17 protein-coding genes are annotated in these 16,170 nt (G+C 71.6%); 9 read left to right on the top strand and 8 right to left on the bottom strand.

What is annotated here, in order from left to right; all coding sequences use genetic code 11:
• Positions 1 to 215 precede the first annotated feature (215 nt).
• Both ABT324_RS04020 and ABT324_RS04015 read left to right on the top strand, forming a co-directional pair.
• The gene (locus ABT324_RS04020; RefSeq protein WP_351171217.1) at positions 216 to 1,463 is read left to right on the top strand and encodes a glycosyltransferase 87 family protein; all 1,248 of its coding nucleotides are present in this window, start codon (positions 216 to 218) and stop codon (positions 1,461 to 1,463) included.
• 304 nt (positions 1,464 to 1,767) lie between these two features.
• Positions 1,768 to 2,787 (top strand): peptidoglycan recognition protein family protein, encoded by a 1,020-nt coding sequence (locus tag ABT324_RS04015; protein ID WP_351171214.1) that lies wholly within the window; start codon positions 1,768 to 1,770, stop codon positions 2,785 to 2,787.
• 203 nt (positions 2,788 to 2,990) lie between these two features.
• On the opposite strand, the gene ABT324_RS04010 is transcribed toward ABT324_RS04015, so the two are convergent.
• A complete protein-coding gene (locus ABT324_RS04010) occupies positions 2,991 to 3,803 on the bottom strand; it encodes an HAD family hydrolase (RefSeq protein WP_351171211.1) in 813 nt (270 codons plus the stop codon).
• 122 nt (positions 3,804 to 3,925) lie between these two features.
• Between ABT324_RS04010 and ABT324_RS04005 the strand changes: the two genes are divergently transcribed.
• Positions 3,926 to 4,798: an LLM class flavin-dependent oxidoreductase gene (locus tag ABT324_RS04005; RefSeq protein ID WP_351171208.1), complete on the top strand. Its 873-nt coding sequence runs from the start codon at positions 3,926 to 3,928 to the stop codon at positions 4,796 to 4,798.
• On the opposite strand, the gene ABT324_RS04000 is transcribed toward ABT324_RS04005, so the two are convergent.
• The gene (locus ABT324_RS04000; RefSeq protein ID WP_351171205.1) at positions 4,799 to 5,395 is read right to left on the bottom strand and encodes a helix-turn-helix domain-containing protein; all 597 of its coding nucleotides are present in this window, start codon (positions 5,393 to 5,395) and stop codon (positions 4,799 to 4,801) included.
• A gap of 110 nt (positions 5,396 to 5,505) precedes the next feature.
• Between ABT324_RS04000 and ABT324_RS03995 the strand changes: the two genes are divergently transcribed.
• On the top strand, positions 5,506 to 6,141 hold the full coding sequence (locus ABT324_RS03995) for an endonuclease (protein ID WP_351171201.1): 636 nt from the start codon (positions 5,506 to 5,508) through the stop codon (positions 6,139 to 6,141).
• 47 nt (positions 6,142 to 6,188) lie between these two features.
• Here ABT324_RS03995 and serS read toward each other — a convergent pair whose 3' ends face one another.
• The 3 genes from serS to ABT324_RS03980 all read right to left on the bottom strand — a co-directional run bounded on the left by serS (position 6,189) and on the right by ABT324_RS03980 (position 9,390).
• Positions 6,189 to 7,451: a serine--tRNA ligase gene (gene serS, locus ABT324_RS03990; protein WP_351171198.1), complete on the bottom strand. Its 1,263-nt coding sequence runs from the start codon at positions 7,449 to 7,451 to the stop codon at positions 6,189 to 6,191.
• Between the two features lie 79 nt (positions 7,452 to 7,530).
• A complete protein-coding gene (locus ABT324_RS03985) occupies positions 7,531 to 8,700 on the bottom strand; it encodes a glutathionylspermidine synthase family protein (RefSeq protein WP_351171195.1) in 1,170 nt (389 codons plus the stop codon).
• Between the two features lie 3 nt (positions 8,701 to 8,703).
• The gene (locus ABT324_RS03980; RefSeq protein WP_351171192.1) at positions 8,704 to 9,390 is read right to left on the bottom strand and encodes a hypothetical protein; all 687 of its coding nucleotides are present in this window, start codon (positions 9,388 to 9,390) and stop codon (positions 8,704 to 8,706) included.
• Between the two features lie 117 nt (positions 9,391 to 9,507).
• Between ABT324_RS03980 and ABT324_RS03975 the strand changes: the two genes are divergently transcribed.
• The gene (locus ABT324_RS03975; RefSeq protein WP_351171189.1) at positions 9,508 to 10,509 is read left to right on the top strand and encodes a septum formation family protein; all 1,002 of its coding nucleotides are present in this window, start codon (positions 9,508 to 9,510) and stop codon (positions 10,507 to 10,509) included.
• 17 nt (positions 10,510 to 10,526) lie between these two features.
• Entirely contained in the window at positions 10,527 to 10,877 is a 351-nt protein-coding gene (locus ABT324_RS03970; RefSeq protein WP_351171186.1) for a metallopeptidase family protein, read from the top strand.
• Here the strand turns inward: ABT324_RS03970 and ABT324_RS03965 are convergent.
• Positions 10,874 to 11,521, bottom strand: coding sequence for a histidine phosphatase family protein (locus ABT324_RS03965; RefSeq protein WP_351171183.1), 648 nt, complete (start codon positions 11,519 to 11,521; stop codon positions 10,874 to 10,876). The two genes, ABT324_RS03970 and ABT324_RS03965, sit on opposite strands and share 4 nt — an antisense overlap.
• 109 nt (positions 11,522 to 11,630) lie before the next feature.
• Complete coding sequence (pheA, locus tag ABT324_RS03960) at positions 11,631 to 12,554, bottom strand: prephenate dehydratase (RefSeq protein WP_351171180.1); 924 nt, start codon at positions 12,552 to 12,554, stop codon at positions 11,631 to 11,633.
• A gap of 130 nt (positions 12,555 to 12,684) precedes the next feature.
• Here pheA and ABT324_RS03955 point away from each other — a divergent pair, with 130 nt between their 5' ends.
• The 3 genes from ABT324_RS03955 to ABT324_RS03945 all read left to right on the top strand — a co-directional run bounded on the left by ABT324_RS03955 (position 12,685) and on the right by ABT324_RS03945 (position 14,561).
• Entirely contained in the window at positions 12,685 to 13,284 is a 600-nt protein-coding gene (locus ABT324_RS03955) for a macro domain-containing protein (RefSeq protein ID WP_502949683.1), read from the top strand.
• A gap of 69 nt (positions 13,285 to 13,353) precedes the next feature.
• Positions 13,354 to 13,863, top strand: a complete 510-nt coding sequence (locus ABT324_RS03950) for a DoxX family protein (protein WP_351171174.1) — start codon at positions 13,354 to 13,356, stop codon at positions 13,861 to 13,863.
• Between the two features lie 56 nt (positions 13,864 to 13,919).
• A complete protein-coding gene (locus tag ABT324_RS03945; RefSeq protein ID WP_351171171.1) occupies positions 13,920 to 14,561 on the top strand; it encodes a response regulator in 642 nt (213 codons plus the stop codon).
• Between the two features lie 224 nt (positions 14,562 to 14,785).
• Here the strand turns inward: ABT324_RS03945 and ABT324_RS03940 are convergent, their stop codons facing one another.
• A complete protein-coding gene (locus ABT324_RS03940) occupies positions 14,786 to 15,940 on the bottom strand; it encodes a GAF domain-containing sensor histidine kinase (RefSeq protein WP_351171168.1) in 1,155 nt (384 codons plus the stop codon).
• Positions 15,941 to 16,170: the final 230 nt, after the last annotated feature.

Genomic DNA, 16,170 nt, shown 5'->3' with positions numbered 1-16,170 from the left:
GCGTGTCGATATCGCCGCAAATGGCAGTTTGTCCGCCTTCACCGGGGGACGGCGGGTGAACTCCGGGTGAATGCGGCGGTACAGCAAGCAACTATTCGCCACTGTTATTACTCGTCAGGCGACCCGCCCGGCGTGTCGTGCGCCAAGTACGATCGCACCTCACGTCGACGCGCCCTGCTCCTGCACGCGAGCGCGGGCGCAAGGATCCTGGGGTGGTGAGCATCGGGTTGGCACGTGCTCGTGACGGGCGGCACCTGCTTGTCGTGGCGATCGTGATCGAGATCCTCGCGATCTACTACGTGCAGTGGAACAACTCGCACGGCTTCCTCGACACCGACGTCTACCGCCTCGGTGCCCGCGCCTGGCTGCTCGGCTACGACGTCTACGGCGACGACCTCACCCCGGAGTCACCGGACTCCGGCACCCTGCCGTTCACCTACCCGCCGTTCGCGGTCCTGCTGTTCGTGCCGCTGAACTGGCTGTCGGGCGAGGGTGGTGGCATCGCCGTCTCCGTGCTGTCGCACCTGTCGATCCTGGTCACGGCGTACGCGCTGGCCCGCTCCTCGCACCACCTGGCACCGCGGGCCGGGCAGGTGGCGGTGGCCACCGCGCTGCTGCTGCCGTGGTTCACGCTGATCGAGCCGACCCGCGAGACGATCGGCTACGGGCAGATCAACCTCATCCTGATGGCGCTGGTGGCGGCCGACTGCCTGCTGCCGCACACCCGCTGGCCGCGCGGCCTGCTGGTGGGCATCGCGGCCGGGATCAAGCTCACGCCGCTCGGGTTCCTGCTGCTGTTCCTGCTGCGCCGGGACTTCCGCGCGATGGCCGTGACCGGCGTCACCTTCGCGGCGACCATGCTGGTCGGGTTCATCGCCATGCCGAAGGACGCGGCGGACTGGTGGCTGCGCGCCATGTGGAACAACGGCGACAACCTCGGCACCGTCTACGTGGGCAACATGACCCTGCGCAGCACGCTGGCCAAGCAGGAGCTGACCGGCTTCGCGCTGAACTCGCTGTGGGTGCTGGGCTCGGTGCTGCTGCTGGTGCTGGCGGTGCTCGGCATGCGGTACGCGCTGAAGGTGGCCAACGTGCCGCTGGCACTGTGCCTGAACGCGATGTGGGTGCTGCTGGCCTCGCCGATCTCGTGGTCGCACCACTGGGTGTGGGCGGGCCCGACGCTGGCGCTGCTGTTCGCCATGGCGGTGCGGCACCGCTGGTACGGAGTGCTCTACGCGGTGGTGATCTGCGCGTTGAACGTGGTGTTCGCGCCGCAGTGGTACCTGCCGAACACCAACGACCGCGAGCTGGACTGGACGTTCTCGCAGCAGGTCGTCGGCAACTCATACACGCTGATCGGCATCGGGTTCCTGGTGGCCGCCGCCGTGGCGTACGCGCGGTTCCGACCCCGCGCCGACCGCACCCCGGAGCCCGTCGCCGCTGCGCCGCAGGAGATCCGCTGAGCACTGCGCGCTCCTGGACTGAGTCGCGCGAGTCGTCCACCGGTGTGTCGGGTCCCGGCGCACCGAAGACCCGCGATCTCCACTGAAATCGCGGTGACCCGGTCAGGAAGAATTGCCCCCGAACGGTGCGCGGGGCGGAAAGGCGTGGCGGAGCGAGGGAAGCCCGGGGCCACAATGGACGGCGGCGGGTCACCCGGAAAGAGCAGTTGACCGGCGGCCGATCGGAGTCGCCCGCATACTCGCTTCGGCCCCCGAACCGGTTGGCGGTTTTCGGCCGGTCCCCCTGCTCGGAAGCGAGGTACGCATGCGCCCACGGCTGGGTTTCCCGATCGCACTGCTGCTGGCCGCCGCGGCGCTGCCCGCGGCCAGCGCCGCCACCCCGGAGTCCAGCACCCGGATCCCGCTGCGCGACGTGCCGCTGGACCGCTCGCAGACCCGCGAGGTGCACACCCCGACGTCGTTCGACCTGGTCGGGTTCAGCTGGCGCGGACCGGCACCGGACGAGGTCGAGGTGCGCACCCGCGGCAGCGGGGGGTGGAGCGAGTGGACCGAGCTGGAAGCGACGGCGGGCGGCAGCGAACCGCTGTGGACCGGACCGGCCGACACCGCGCAGGTGCGCGCCACCCGCGGCGGCGCGGACGCGACCGCCGACCTGGAACTGATCGTGATCAACCCCGGCGCCCGCCCCGCCCCGGATGCGGACACCCGGATCGACGGGTCACCGCCGGTCGTCAGCCGCGCGCAGTGGGGCGCCGATGAAGGCCTGATGACCTGGGCACCCGAACCGACCCGGACCAGGGCGGTGGTCGTGCACCACACCGCGGGCACCAACGACTACGACTGCGCGCAGTCCGCCGACATCGTGCGGGCCATCTACCGCTACCACGCCGTCGAGCTGCAGTGGGGCGACATCGGCTACCACGCGCTGGTCGACAAGTGCGGCACCGTCTTCGAGGGCCGGGCGGGTGGACTGCGCGGCGACGTCGTCGGGGGGCACGCGCGCGGCTTCAACCAGGAGACCTTCGGCGTGTCGATGCTCGGCAACTACGACCGGGTGACGCCGAGCAGCAAGGCGGTCGAGTCGGTCGCGGAGATCAGCGCGTGGAAGCTGGGCACCGCGGGGGTGCGCGCCGACGGCCGGACCGAGCTGGTCGCCGGACCGGCGAACAACTCGCACCACCCGGCCGGTGCCGTGGTCGCGCTGCCGACGATCTTCGGGCACCGCGACGTCAGCAAGACGATCTGCCCTGGCCAACGGGGCTACGAGAAGCTCGGCCTGATCCGCGCCCGCGCGGCCGTCCTGCAACGCCACGCCCTCCCCTGACCCAGCGGTCCCGCAGTTTCAATTGAAACTGCGATTCCCACCCACGCCAACTCGCAGTTTCAATTGAAACTGCGGACCCCACCCACGCCGAGCCGCAGTTTCAACTGAAACTGCGGGGTCACCACCTCACGTTCAGTTACAGTTTCAGTTGAAACTGTGGTCCCCTGCGGGCGACGAGGTTACAGTTTCAGTTGAAACTGTGGTTACCACCAGCGGGTGAGGAGAGTGGCCACGCCGTCGTCGGAGTTGCTGGTGGTCACCTCGTCAGCAGCGGCCAGGGCCGCCGGGTGGGCGTTGCGCATCGCCACGCCGTGGCCCGCCCAGGACAGCATCGGCACGTCGTTGGGCATGTCGCCGAAGGCGATCACGTCCGCCTGCGTGACGCCGAGGTCGGCGGCCACCGCGGCCAGGCCGGTCGCCTTGTCCACGCCCGCCGCGGAGAGCTCGATCAACCCCGCCGACGTCGAGTAGGTCAGCTGCAGCTGGGAGCCGATCACCGCACCCGCCGCCTCGGCCATCTCCGCGCTCGTCATGTGCTCGTGCAGCACCAGCAGCTTCACCGCGGGCCTGCCGGTCAGCTCGTCGACCTCGGCGACCCGGATGTCCGCGTTCGGCCACACCCGGCGGAAACCGGTCTCGGCCAGGAACTGCTCGTGCGGCCGGTCGTGCGCGCCGTCCGTCGTCCGCTCCACCGCGAAGGCGCAGCCCGGCAGCTCGCGGCGCAGCTCGCGGACCACGTCGTGCAGGTCGAGGGAGTCGATCACGTGGCTCTGCAGGACCCTGTCGGCCGCGGCGTCGTAGAGCACCGCGCCGTTGGCGCACACCGCCACCCCGGCCACCCCGAGGCCCGCCACCACCGTCGGGACCCAGCGCGGCGGACGGCCGGTGACCAGCACGAACGGGGTACCGGAGGCGACCACCCGCTGCACCGCGCGCGCAGTTCGCGAGCTCACCCGCTCCATCGGGTCGAGCAGGGTTCCGTCCACGTCGGATGCCACCAGGCCGGGTTTGCGCACCCCGCCATCCTGCCTCCCGGGCTGCGCGGACCCGCCACCCAGCACCCGTCAACGCGACCCGCGCCACTCCGCATCACCTGATCGGGTCGATGCCGGTGGCACTCGACCAGTACGGTCGACATGTGCGAGTTGGGATCGTGATTCTGCCGGAGCACCGTTGGTGGGCCGCCGAGCCGATGTGGCGGATGGCTGAGGAGTACGGCTTCGCCCACGCCTGGACCTACGACCACCTGGGGTGGCGGTCCCTTGTGGACAAGTCGTGGTTCGACGCGGTGCCGACCTTGACCGCGGCCGCCATGGCCACCTCGACGATCCGGCTGGGCACCCTGGTCGCCTCGCCGAACTTCCGCCACCCGGTGCACTTCGCGCGCGAGCTCACCGCGCTCGACGACATCTCCGACGGCCGGATCACCCTCGGCGTCGGCGCGGGCGGCCTCGGCTTCGACGCCCAGGTGTTGGGCCAGCCGGAGCTGACCTCCGGCCAGCGCGTCGACCGGTTCGCCGAGTTCCTGGAGCTGCTCGACCTGATCCTCACCCGCGACAGCACCGACTACTCCGGCACCTACTACTCGGCGGTGCAGGCGCGTCGGCACCCCGGCTGCGTGCAGCTGCCCCGCCTGCCGTTCGTGGTGGCCGCCAACGGTCCCCGCTCGATGCGGCTGGCTGCCCGCTACGGCAGCGGCTGGGTGACCACCGGCCGCGGGGCGGAGGACGAGGAGTCGTGGTGGCGGTCGGTCGCCGAGCTGTCGCTGCGGTTCGCCGAGACCCTCGCCGAGCAGGAGCGGGACCCGGCCAAGGTGGCCCGCTACCTGCAGGCCGACGCCGGTCCGGTGTTCTCGATGTCCAGTGTGGAGCACTTCCGCGACGTGGTGGGCCGCGCCGCCGAGCTCGGGTTCACCGACGTGATCACGCACTGGCCCCGCGCTGACGGCCCGTACGCGGGCAAGGAGTCGACGGTCGAGGAGGTCGCCTCCGAGGTGCTCCCGGAGCTCTGATCACACCTCGCCGCGCGGCGTGGCGAGCAGCGTCGCCCCCACCGCCAGAAACTCGGCGGGCTCGCCGCCCAAGGCCGAAAGCCGGTGCGGGACGCGGGCGCTGAAGCTGACGCTGTCCCCGGCGTGCAGCGTCGTCGCGCCCTGCTCGAAGTCAACGTGCAGCTGGCCGCTGAGCACGTAGAGCCAGTCGTGGCCCTCGTGCTTGACCGGCCGCACACCTTCGCTGGTCGGGGAGATCCGGTAGCGGGCGGCGTAGAGGCCGGGGATCACCGCGCGCGGCGTCAGCACCTGCAGCGCCATGCCGTCGGTGTCGACCGTCGGGACCTCGTTGCCGCGCAGCACCATCGCCGCCGGGCCTGGCTTGCCGTCGGTGAACAGTTGGGACAGGCCGACGTCCAGCGCGGTGGCCAGCTGCGCGAGCACATCCAGCGGCGGTGTCGCGTCGCCCTGCTCGATGTTGACCAGGTGCACCACGTCCAGCGACGCGCGCTCCGCGAGCTCGCCCTGCTCCCAGCCGCGCGCGACCCGCAACCGGCGGATCCGGTCGCCGAGCCCGGCGAGGGCGAGCGCACGCGCGCTACCAGGGGAATCGGACACGCCCCCACCATAAGAGCAGGTTCGTGGACTCGCCTCGCGTGGAGATCTCGCGCGCAGGTGTGCGGTCGGGGGTGGGCGGGTAGCCCTCACCGCGAGAGGTGGTGGTCGAGATGTCGAAGCGCAAGGTCGTCGAAGCGCTGCTGGACGAGGCAGGCACCACCTACGCGGCCGAAGCGGGCATCAAGCTCGAGAACAAGCCCGCGCCGCTGTACCGGCTGCTGGTGATGTCCGTGCTGCTGTCGACCCGGATCAAGGCGGGCATCGCCGTCGACGCGACGCGGGAGCTGCGGGAGTTCGGCACGGCGCAGCGGATGCGGGACGCCACCTGGCAGCAGCGGGTCGACGCGCTCGGCCGGGCGCACTACGTGCGCTACGACGAGAGCACTTCGACCGCGCTGGGAAAGGGCGCGCAGCTGCTGCTGGACCGCTACAACGGCGACCTGCGGAAGCTGCGGGCGAAGGCCGACGGGGATCCGGACGAGGTCCGGGAGCTGCTGCAGGAGGTCCCGCGGCTGGGGCCGGTCGGCGCGGACATCTTCTGCCGTGAGGCGCAGGCGGTGTGGCCGGAGCTGCGGCCCTACTTCGACGAGAAGTCGCTGGCCGCGGCGAAGAAGCTGGGGCTGCCCGCCGATCCCGGCAAGCTCGGCGAGCTCGTCGAGGGCTACGACCTCGCCCGGCTGGCAGCGGCGCTGGTGCGCGTGACCCTGGACAAGGGCCTGGCGGAGGAGATCACCCGAGCGGCCTGACTCGTGAGCGGCGATGGTGGTTCTCGCCACCACCGCCGCTCACGACCTCACTTGGGCTCGAGGACCTCGCGACCGCCCAGGAACGGGCGCAGCGCCACCGGGACGCGGACCGAACCGTCGGCCTGCTGGTGGTTCTCCAGGATCGCCACGATCCAGCGGGTGGTGGCCAGCGTGCCGTTGAGGGTCGCCGCGATGCGGGTGCGGCCCTCCTCGTCGCGGTAGCGGGTGTTCAGCCGCCGCGCCTGGAACGTGGTGCAGTTCGAGGTGGAGGTCAGCTCGCGGTAGGTCTGCTGACTGGGCACCCAGGCCTCGCAGTCGAACTTGCGGGCCGCGCTGGCGCCGAGGTCACCGGCCGCGGTGTCGATCACCCGGTACGGCACCTCGATCTTGGCCAGCATGTCCTCCTCCCAGGCCAGCAGGCGCTGGTGCTCCTCCCGCGCGTCCTCCTCGCGGCAGTAGACGAACATCTCCAGCTTGTTGAACTGGTGCACGCGGATGATGCCGCGGGTGTCCTTGCCGTAGGAGCCCGCCTCGCGGCGGAAGCAGGTCGACCAGCCCGCGTAGCGCAGCGGGCCGTCGGAGAAGTCCAGGATCTCGTCCGAGTGGTACCCGGCCAGCGGCACCTCGGAGGTGCCGACCAGGTACAGGTCGTCGGCCTCCAGCCGGTAGACCTCGGAGGAGTGCGCGCCGAGGAAGCCGGTGCCGTCCATGATCTCCGGCCGCACCAGCACCGGCGGCACGACCAGGCTGAACCCGGCGGCGGTGGCCTGCGCGGCGGCCATGTTCAGCAGCGCCAGCTCCAGCTGGGCGCCGATGCCGGTGAGGAAGTAGAACCGGGCGCCGGACACCTTCGCGCCGCGCTCCATGTCGAAGGCCCCGAGCGCGTTGCCCAGGTCGACGTGGTCCTTGACCTCGAAGTCGAACTCGCGCGGCACCCCGACGTGCTTGAGCACGGCGTAGTCGTCCTCGCCGCCCGGCGGCACGTCCGGCTCGACGATGTTCTGCACGGCCTTCTGCGCCCGCAGCAGCTCCTCGTCGGCCTCCGCCTGCGCGGCCTCGGCCTCCTTCACCTGCGCGGAGAGCTCCTTGGCCTGGGCCAGCAGCGCCTCGCGCTCCTCCCCCTTGGCCTTGCCCACCTTCTTGCCGAGCTGCTTCTGCTCGGCGCGCAGGGTGTCCGCGCGGGACACCGCGGACCTGCGACGCTCGTCGGCGGACAGCAGCGCGTCCACCAGGGACGCGTCTTCACCGCGCGCACGCTGCGAAGCGCGCACGGCCTCCGGGTCATCGCGTAGCGTCTTCAGGTCGATCACAGCTGGTCAGCGTAGCCCTTGCCACGGCTGTCCCGGACACCTGGGTGGCCCAAGCCCGGCTACCCAGGTGCGCGGGCGCTCAGCTGCCGCCGGGGATGCGGTGCGGGACGAAGGCCGCGCCGTCGTCGGTGATCAGGCCCGCGGTCTCGCGGATGCCGAGGCCCGCCGAGGAGTCGCCGACCACCCAGGCGCCGAGGGCCGGGCGCATGCCGTCGAACTCCGGCAGCGGGTCGAACGCCTGGTAGACGTAGCCCTCCTCGCCGTAGATCCCGGCCGTCTCAGTCTCCCAACCCGGCGCCACCACGGAGATGTTGTTGCCCTCGCGGCCCAGCCGGGGCTTGCGGACGTACTCGGTGAGCAGGCCCGGCTGGTCCAGGAACGTCGGCAGCAGGTTCGGGTGCCCGGGGTGCATCTCCCACAGGACGGCCAGCAGCGCCTTGTTGGACAGCAGCATCTTCCACAGCGGCTCGACCCACTGGGTGGCGGGCAGCGTGCCCACCGCGTGCTTGCCGAACTCGTCGTCGACCATCCACTCCCAGGGGTAGATCTTGACGACGGAGTTCATCGGCGCTTCCTCGAGGTCGACGAAGCGCTCCAGCAGGCTGTCCCAGCCGATCTCCTCGATGGCCAGGCCGACGGTGTTCAGGCCCGCCTCCGCCGCGGTCTCCTGCAGGTAGGCGGCGGTGATGTTGTCCTCACCGGTGGTGTCGGCCGAGGACCAGGTGAAGTGCACCTCGGTGGTGGCCAGCTGGTCCTTGATCTCGGCCCAGCGCTCCACCAGCTTCTCGTGGATGGAGTTCCACTGGTCGTCGCCCTCGTGGCACTCGGTCAGCCAGTGCCACTGCACGACCGCGGCCTCCAGCAGCGAGGTCGGGGTGTCGGCGTTGTACTCCAGCAGCTTGGCCGGGCCGGTGCCGTCGTAGCGCAGGTCGAAGCGGCCGTACAGGTGCGGGTCGCCGCGCTTCCAGGACTCCGCGATGTGCGGCCACACCCACTCGGGGATGCCGAAGTCCCGGTACCGCTCGGTGGTGATCACGTGCTCCACCGCGCCCAGGCACATCGAGTGCAGCAGTTCGACGTCGGCCTCCAGGGAGAGGACCTCGTCGAGGCTGAACTCGTAGTGCGCGCCCTCGTCCCAGTAGGGCCGCGCCGAGCCGTCCGCCGCGCGGGCGGGGGTGCCGAAGACCAGCCCCAGCTCCTCGACCTTGGCCTGCCAGTCCGGCCGCCGCTCGGTTGTCCTGCGTCGCACCCGTCAGCTCCCGCTGCTACCGCTCTTGTTGTTGATGCCGAACCCACCGCGCTGGATGGTCTTGCCGCTGGTGTCCTTGATCGTGGAGCCTGACGGCTTGGTGAAGGACGACCCGGTCGCGGGCGATCCCACCGGCGGGGCCGACACACCGGCAGGCGTGTAGGCGTAGCGGTAGGAGTTGTACTGCCCGGAGGGCATGCCGCTCGGCAGGAAGATCGGCATGAAGAACATGCCGCCGGTGACGTGCCCGCCGTGGCTGTGCACGTACTGCTCGTCGCAGAAGTCGTCCTGGTCGCGGACGCCCGGCTGACCGGACTGATCGGTGGCGCAGTACTGCTCGCTGGCGTTGGCCTCGTTGCTGACCTCGGACGCCGAGTACATCGCGGCGACCAGCGCCACCACGCCGACCGTCACGCCACCGCCGATCATCACGCGGCGGCGCTTCTGGCTCTTCTGCTCGGCCGCCTCCAGCTCGGCGCGCTGCTTCTCCTCGCGCCGCTTCTCGGCCGCGATGCGAGCGCGCTGCTCGGCCAGCGTCGGTTCGCGCGGGGTCGTGCTGTCCGGATCCTGGTACCGGATCTGACCACGCGCCGATTCCGCCGTCGACCGCTCGGGCTGCTCCGGGGGGGTCGGCGACGTCCCCCCGCCCGACTGCTCGTCGTCTGCCACTGGCTTGCCATCTTCCGTCATAACCCCACTCCCGGAAGCAACATTACCCATCCTGCAGACGGCCCCGGCAACGAATCGGTTCCGAACCGGCCGCAGGTAGCCGCGCACCGGCCTGTCGGACCAGGCATCATGTCCTCGATGGCCGCGCCCGATGCACCCCAGAGCTCCAGCCGGAAGAAGCCCAACACCCGGCTGGTGATGATCTGCGCCGTGCTCGGCGCCCTGCTGGTCCTGGTGGTCAGCGCGCTGCTGAACTGGCCGAGCGGCGGGACCTCGCAGAGCGGTCGACCCAACCAGCTCGGCTCCGCCCCGCTGCCCCGGGAGGTGTTCACCGCGCCGCCCGGCAGCTGCCTGAACTGGGCCGAGCCCGGCGCGGCCGACATCCGCAAGGTCACCTGCGCCGAGCCGCACCTGTTCGAGGTCACCGGCACCGCCGACCTGCGCCCGCAGTTCGGCGACGACGCCCCGTTCCCGGGCACCGAGCAGTGGCAGCAGATCAAGCAGGAGCGCTGTGTGGAGGTCTCCACCGGGTTCCTGTCCGGCCGGTTCGACCCCAACGGCCGGTTCAGCGTCGGCGCGTTCACGCCGAGCGAGGACGGCTGGGCCGACGGCGACCGGACCCTGCACTGCGGCCTCCAGCAGCCCGGACCGTCCGGCAAGCTCTACCCGATCACCGGCAGCGCCTCGACGACGGACCAGTCCAACGTCTACCCGGAGGGCCGCTGCCTGGGCATCAACGGCACCGCGGTGTGGGACCCGGTGGACTGCGCGCGGCCGCACTCGGTGGAGATCACCGGCGTGGTGGACCTCGGCGACCAGTTCCCCGGCGGCTACCCGGCCGAGCAGGACCAGGACGGCTTCCTGTTCGGCCGGTGCGAGGAGCTGACCGCCGGCTACGCCGGGAGCCCCACCGCGGCCAGGGACAAGGGCCTGGTCGTCTACTGGGACACCCTGCCGCAGGAGAGCTGGGATGCCGGGTCGCGGCAGGTCAACTGCAAGGTCAGCGCGCAGCTGCCGGACGGCAGCGGGTTGGCCCCGGTGACCGGCAGCGTCAAGGGTGACGTGTGGGTCGGCAAGGAACCCGCGCCGCGCCTCACCGCCCCGGGCGAGCCCGGCGCACCCGCCACCGCACCCCGCTGAGCTGGTAGAACGGCACCATGCCGGTGGAGATGACCCGCGCCCGGTTCGAGGAACTCGTCGCGGACGCCCTGGACCTGCTGCCCGCGGAGTTCGCGGCCGCGATGAACAACGTGGTGGTGCTGGTCGAGGACGCCAACCCCGAGGACCCGTCGCTGCTCGGGCTGTACGAGGGCATCGCGCTGACCGAGCGCGACAGCACCTACGCCGGGGTCATGCCGGACCGGATCACGATCTACCGCGAGCCGCTGCTGGACATGTGCGCCGACGAGGCGGAAGTGGTCGACGAGGTCGCGGTGACGGTGATCCACGAGATCGCCCACCACTTCGGCATCGACGACGACAAGCTGCACGCCCTCGGCTGGGGCTAGGCGCTGGGCAGGCCGTCCCAGCTGGTGCAGGTCCAGCCCGTTGCGGAACCGGGGTCGGATTCGAGGGTGATCACGCCGGTGTTGGGCAGGTAGACCGAGTTCGCCATCGAGCCGTCGACGTTCGACGCCAGGACCGACACCGCCAGGCGGAGCATCGCGCCGTGGCTGACCAGGGCCACCGAGCCGTCCCCGGAGCCGTCGATCGCGGTGCGCGCCCCGGCCACGAAGCGGGTCACCGCCTCGCGGCCGGTTTCGCCGTTCGGCATGGGGACGTCGAGCTCGCCCCGGTGCCAGAGCGCGTAGACCTCGTCGAAGGTGCGCAGGGCCGCCGGGTCGCCGCGACGCTCCAGGTCGCCGACGTAGACCTCGTGGGTGCCCTCGACGACCTCGACGGGCAGGTCGTGCCGCTGCGCCAGCGGCTGGGCGGTCTGCTGGGCGCGGAGGGCGCGGCTGGCGTGGATCGAGACGATCTTCTCTTCCGCCAGGCGCACCGCCAGGTCCACCGCCTGCTGCGCGCCGAGGTCGGTCAGCCCGGGACCCGGCGGCAGGGTGTCGAGCACGTGGGCGACGTTGGCCGGGGTCTGCCCGTGGCGGATCAGCACCAGCCGCATCCCGGCGGGGGCGTCCAGTTCGAAGTCGCTCATGCCGTTGGTGCCTCCCCGCGATGCGCAGTGGTGGTTTCGACCGGGATCGAACCCGCGTTCCTCCGGTGGCTGGCTCGCGTCGCGGTGCGGGACCGTGATCCAGAGGTGCTCATGCCAGCCGCCCCGCTCGGACGTCCTCCACCCACTGCGCCGAGGCGCGGAACGCCTGCTCCGAGGCGGTCGGGCGCACGGCGGCCGGGGCCCGGTCGGCCTTCGGGTAGGAGCCGAGGAAGCGGACGGTGCTGCACCGGCGGCGCAGGGCGGTCAGCGCGTCACCGATCCGCGCGTCCGCCACGTGCCCGTCGAAGTCCAGGAAGAACCGGTACTCGCCGAAGCGGTCCTTGATCGGCCGCGACTCGATGCGGCTGAGGTTGATGCCGCGCAGCGACAGCTCGGCGAGCAGGTCGGCGAGCGCACCGACCTCGTCGCTGATCACCGCGCACAGCGAGGTGCGGTCCGCGCCGGTCGGCTCCGGCAGCTTGCCGGGGCGGCGCACCAGCAGGAACCGGGTCACCGCGTCGCACACGTCGGCGATTCCGCCGACCAGCCGCTGCAGCGACGGGTAGTGCTCCAGGGCGACTGGCGCGGAGATCGCGGCGTCGAACTCCCCGGCCGCCACCGCTGCGGCACCGGCCGCGGTCGAGCTGGTGGCGCGCACCTCCGCGTCCGGCAGGTTCTCGGCCAGCCAGCCGCGGACCTGCGCCAGCGCGTGCGGGTGGCTGGCCACGGTGCGAATCGTGCCCAGCTCGGTGCCCGGCCGGACCAGCAGGTCGAACTGCACCGGCAGCAGGGCCTCCTGGACGGCGACCAGTGGTTCGTCCACGGTCAGCGCGTCCAGCGTCGCGGGCACCGAGCCCTCGACGGAGTTCTCCACCGGCACCCCGGCCGCCAGCACCGCACCGCTGCGCACCGCGGCCAGCGCCAGCGGGACGGTCTCGCAGGGCACCAGTTCGGCGTCGAAGTCCCCGGTGAGCGACCTGGTGGCCTGCTCAGTGAAGGTGCCCGCCGGACCGAGGTAAGCGATTTGTGCCACGCGACCAGCCTAGAGAAGCCCGGGACCGGCACGAGCCAGGGCACCCGGGGACCCGCCGAAGATTTCCAACCGGCAAAGGTGTGACCTACCCGATGCCACCCGGACGGGCTTTCCTGCGATGCTGTGTGTCGTGACCGCAGATTCGGAGCGCTCGTCGGAGGGAGCGGAGCCGGAGCTGCAGCTCGTCCTGTGCGCGTTGGACGAGCCGCTGGCCGCAGCCTGGCAGGAGATCGCAGACGACCGCGCCGGACTCGCCGTGCACCGCGGATCGGTGCTGGACCTGTCGGTCGACGCGGTGGTGAGCCCGGCGAACTCGTACGGCTGGATGCGCGGCGGCATCGACGCCGTGTACGCGCAGACCTTCCCGGACGTGGAGGAGCAGGTGCGCAGCGCCGTGCTCGCCTACCACGGCGGGGAGCTGCCGGTCGGGGAGGCGCTGCTGGTGCCCACCGGGGTGCCGAACCCGATCTGGCTGATCAGCGCGCCGACCATGCGGGAACCCGGGGAACTGCTGCCCACCGACACCGTGCACCCCTACCTGGCGGCGCGCGCGGTGCTGCGGCTGTGGGCCGACGCGGTGCTGGAGAGCGGCCCGCCCGTGCGGGACGTGGTGCGGTCGATCGCGATGCCCGGCCTGGGCACCGGCGTCGGCGGGGTGCCGCCGGAGCTGTGCGCGCGGCAGGTCGCCGCCGCCTGGGACGAGGTGTTCACCCGCGTGGACCAACGCTGACGATCAAGCGGATCCGGGCGGCAGTGAGTACCGTCGGGCGCACCGGTCGACCACCGAGGAGGTTCCCCGATGCTGATTCGCCGTTTGGCCCGACCGATGCTCGCCGCGGTGTTCATCTACGGCGGGATCGGATCGCTGCGCGACGCGCCGAACCACGCCAAGGCGGCGGCCCCGCTGCTGGAGAAGGCCGGACCGATCAAGGACTCGCTGCCGGACAAGGTCCCCACCGACCCGGAAACCCTGGTGCGCATCGACGGCGCGGTCAAGATCGGGGCGGGCGCGATGCTGGCGCTCGGCAAGTTCCCGCGCCTGGCAGCGCTGCTGCTGGCCGGGAGCACCGTGCCGACCACGCTGGCCGCGCACTCCTTCTGGGAGATCTCCGACCCGCAGGAACGGGCGAACCAGCAGGTGCACTTCCTGAAGAACGTCGGCCTGCTCGGCGGCCTGCTGCTGACCGCGGTGGACACCGGCGGCAAGCCCTCGGTCGGCTACCGGGCGAAGCGCCGCGCACGCAAGGTCGCCGCGCAGACCCACCACACCGTCGACACCGTCAAGGGCGCGGCGAAGATCAAGAAGTAGCGCGGGATCCGACCCTCCGCGCACGTGCTGGCGAACACCTCCGTAGCGTGGGAGTTGTGCCAGTCAGCGTGCTGCTAGTCGATGATCATGAGGTGGTCCGGCGCGGTCTGCGCGACCTGCTGGACACCGAGGAGGACGTGTCGATCGTCGCCGAGGCCGGGGGTGTCGGCGAGGCCCTGGTGCGCGCCCAGGCGAGCCGGCCGGACGTCGCCGTCATCGACATGCGGCTGCCCGACGGCGACGGCCTGGAGCTGTGCCGACGGCTGCGGGAACTGCCGGAACCGCCGTACTGCCTGGTGCTGACCGCGTTCGACGACGAGAGCGCGCTGGTCGGGGCGATCAACGCCGGGGCCTCCGGCTACCTGCTCAAGCAGGTCCGGGGCCAGGACCTGGTCAACGCGGTGCGCGAGGTGGCGGCCGGTCGTTCGCTGCTGGACCCGGTCACCACCGGGCGGGTGCTGGCCCGGCTGCGCCAGTCCAGCAACCCGGAGCAGGACGAGCTCGCGGCGCTGACTGAGCGGGAGCGCCGGGTGCTGGAGCTGATCGGCGAGGGCCTGACCAACCGGCAGATCGCCGAGCAGCTGTTCCTGGCGGAGAAGACGGTGAAGAACTACGTGACCTCGGTGCTGGCCAAGCTCGGCATGGAGCGCCGCACCCAGGCTGCCGCCTGGGTCGCCCGCCGCCAGGGCCAGCTCTGAGCCGATCCCCGGCTCGACCCCCCGGGGCGGCCCCCGGGGCGGCCCCCGGGGCGCAGTTTCAATTGAAACTGCGAAACTCCAGGCGTGTGGTTCGCAGTTTCAATTGAAACTGCGGTTTCGGCGTGCGGTCCGCAGCGTTGGTGGGCACCGTGCCCCGGTGGTTCTACAGTTTCAACTGAAACTGTATGTCTACTGTGGACGGGCCGGGGTGAGCTGGGGTGGGTTCAGGTGGTGGTGAGGGGGACTTCCCAGGTGACTGTGGTGCCGCTGTCGGGGGATGAGGTGATCACGCAGCGGCCTCCGGCGGCGACCGCTCGTTCTTCGAGGTTGCGCAGGCCCCGCTTGCTCACGTCCCGGGGGATGCCGCAGCCGTCGTCGACCACCTGGAGGAGGAGTCCGGACTCCGAGCGGCGCACGCGCACCAGGACCGTCTTCGCGCCCGAGTGGCGGACCACGTTGGACAGCGCTTCGCGCAGGGCGGCGCGGGCGTGGTCGGCGACCTGGACCGGCACGTCCGCCAGGTCCCCCTCGATCTCCAGGCGCGGGGGACGTCCCATCAGCTCCCCGGCGATCTGCACCTCGGAGCGCATCGAGTCGTCCAGCGCGGGCGCGTGGTGCGGGGTCTCCGGGTCGGCGGAGCGCAGCGTGCGGGCCGTGGCGCGGACCTCGGCGATCGCCTGGTCGATCTGCTCCATGGTCTCCGACAGCCGGGTCGCGTCGGCCGGCTCCAGCTGGCCGGACAGCCTCCGCTCCAGCACCTCCAGCTGCACGCCCGTGGCGTAGAGGCGCTGCACGATCACGTCGTGCAGGTCGCGGGCGATGCGCTCGCGCTCCTGGTACACCGCGATCCGCTGGCGGGCCGTCGACCCCTCGGCGAGCACGAGCGCCAGCCCGGCCTGCGCGGCGAACGAGGTCAGCACGTCGACCGCGACGCGCGTGAACGTGCTCGCGCCGCGCCTGCGGTACACCGCCAACGCCCCCAGCCTGCGCTCGCGGGTCCCGAACGGGGCGACCGCGAACGGGCCGTACACCCGCAGCGAAGCGGGGACGTACGGGGCCGTGAGCGGGTCGTCGATGAGGTCGTCCACCACGACCGGGACCCCGCTGCGGGCGACGCGGGCCGCCGCCGACCGGGAGGACAGGACGGTGCCGACCGGGTCGGCGAGCGGGCCGATCGCGGACGGCGCGCCGTAGGCCGCTTCGACGGTCAGGCGCCCGTCGTCGGCGCGCACGGTGACGACGCCGAGGTCCGCCTCGGCTAGTTCGGCGGCGCGGCGGACGACCAGCGGCAGCACCGCGTCGGGATCCTCCGCGGACAGCGCCGCGCGGGTGATCTCGGTCGATGCCGCCAGCATTCGCCGGGCGAGGGAAGAATCCATGTCATGCACGAGGCTATAGCTCCCCACCGGTTGCTGGCGCCTCCTGACGACGCAGGTCACAGGCGGTGCACCCCGCCGTCCGCACGATGATCACGACCCGAGTTCCTACCGCGAGCCCACCAACCGGCCCCAACCGCCCTCCCCGAGTCCCCAACCCCGAGCAGCACCCGACCGAAGTCATCCCATCCCCACGAGCCCCCGACCCCGCCCCACCACGCGATTTCGATGGA

The sequence above is a fragment of the Saccharopolyspora sp. NPDC000359 genome (assembly GCF_040300525.1).
In the GTDB taxonomy this organism is placed as follows: Bacteria; Actinomycetota; Actinomycetes; order Mycobacteriales; family Pseudonocardiaceae; genus Saccharopolyspora.
This window is presented reverse-complemented; position numbering and strand designations above follow the sequence as displayed.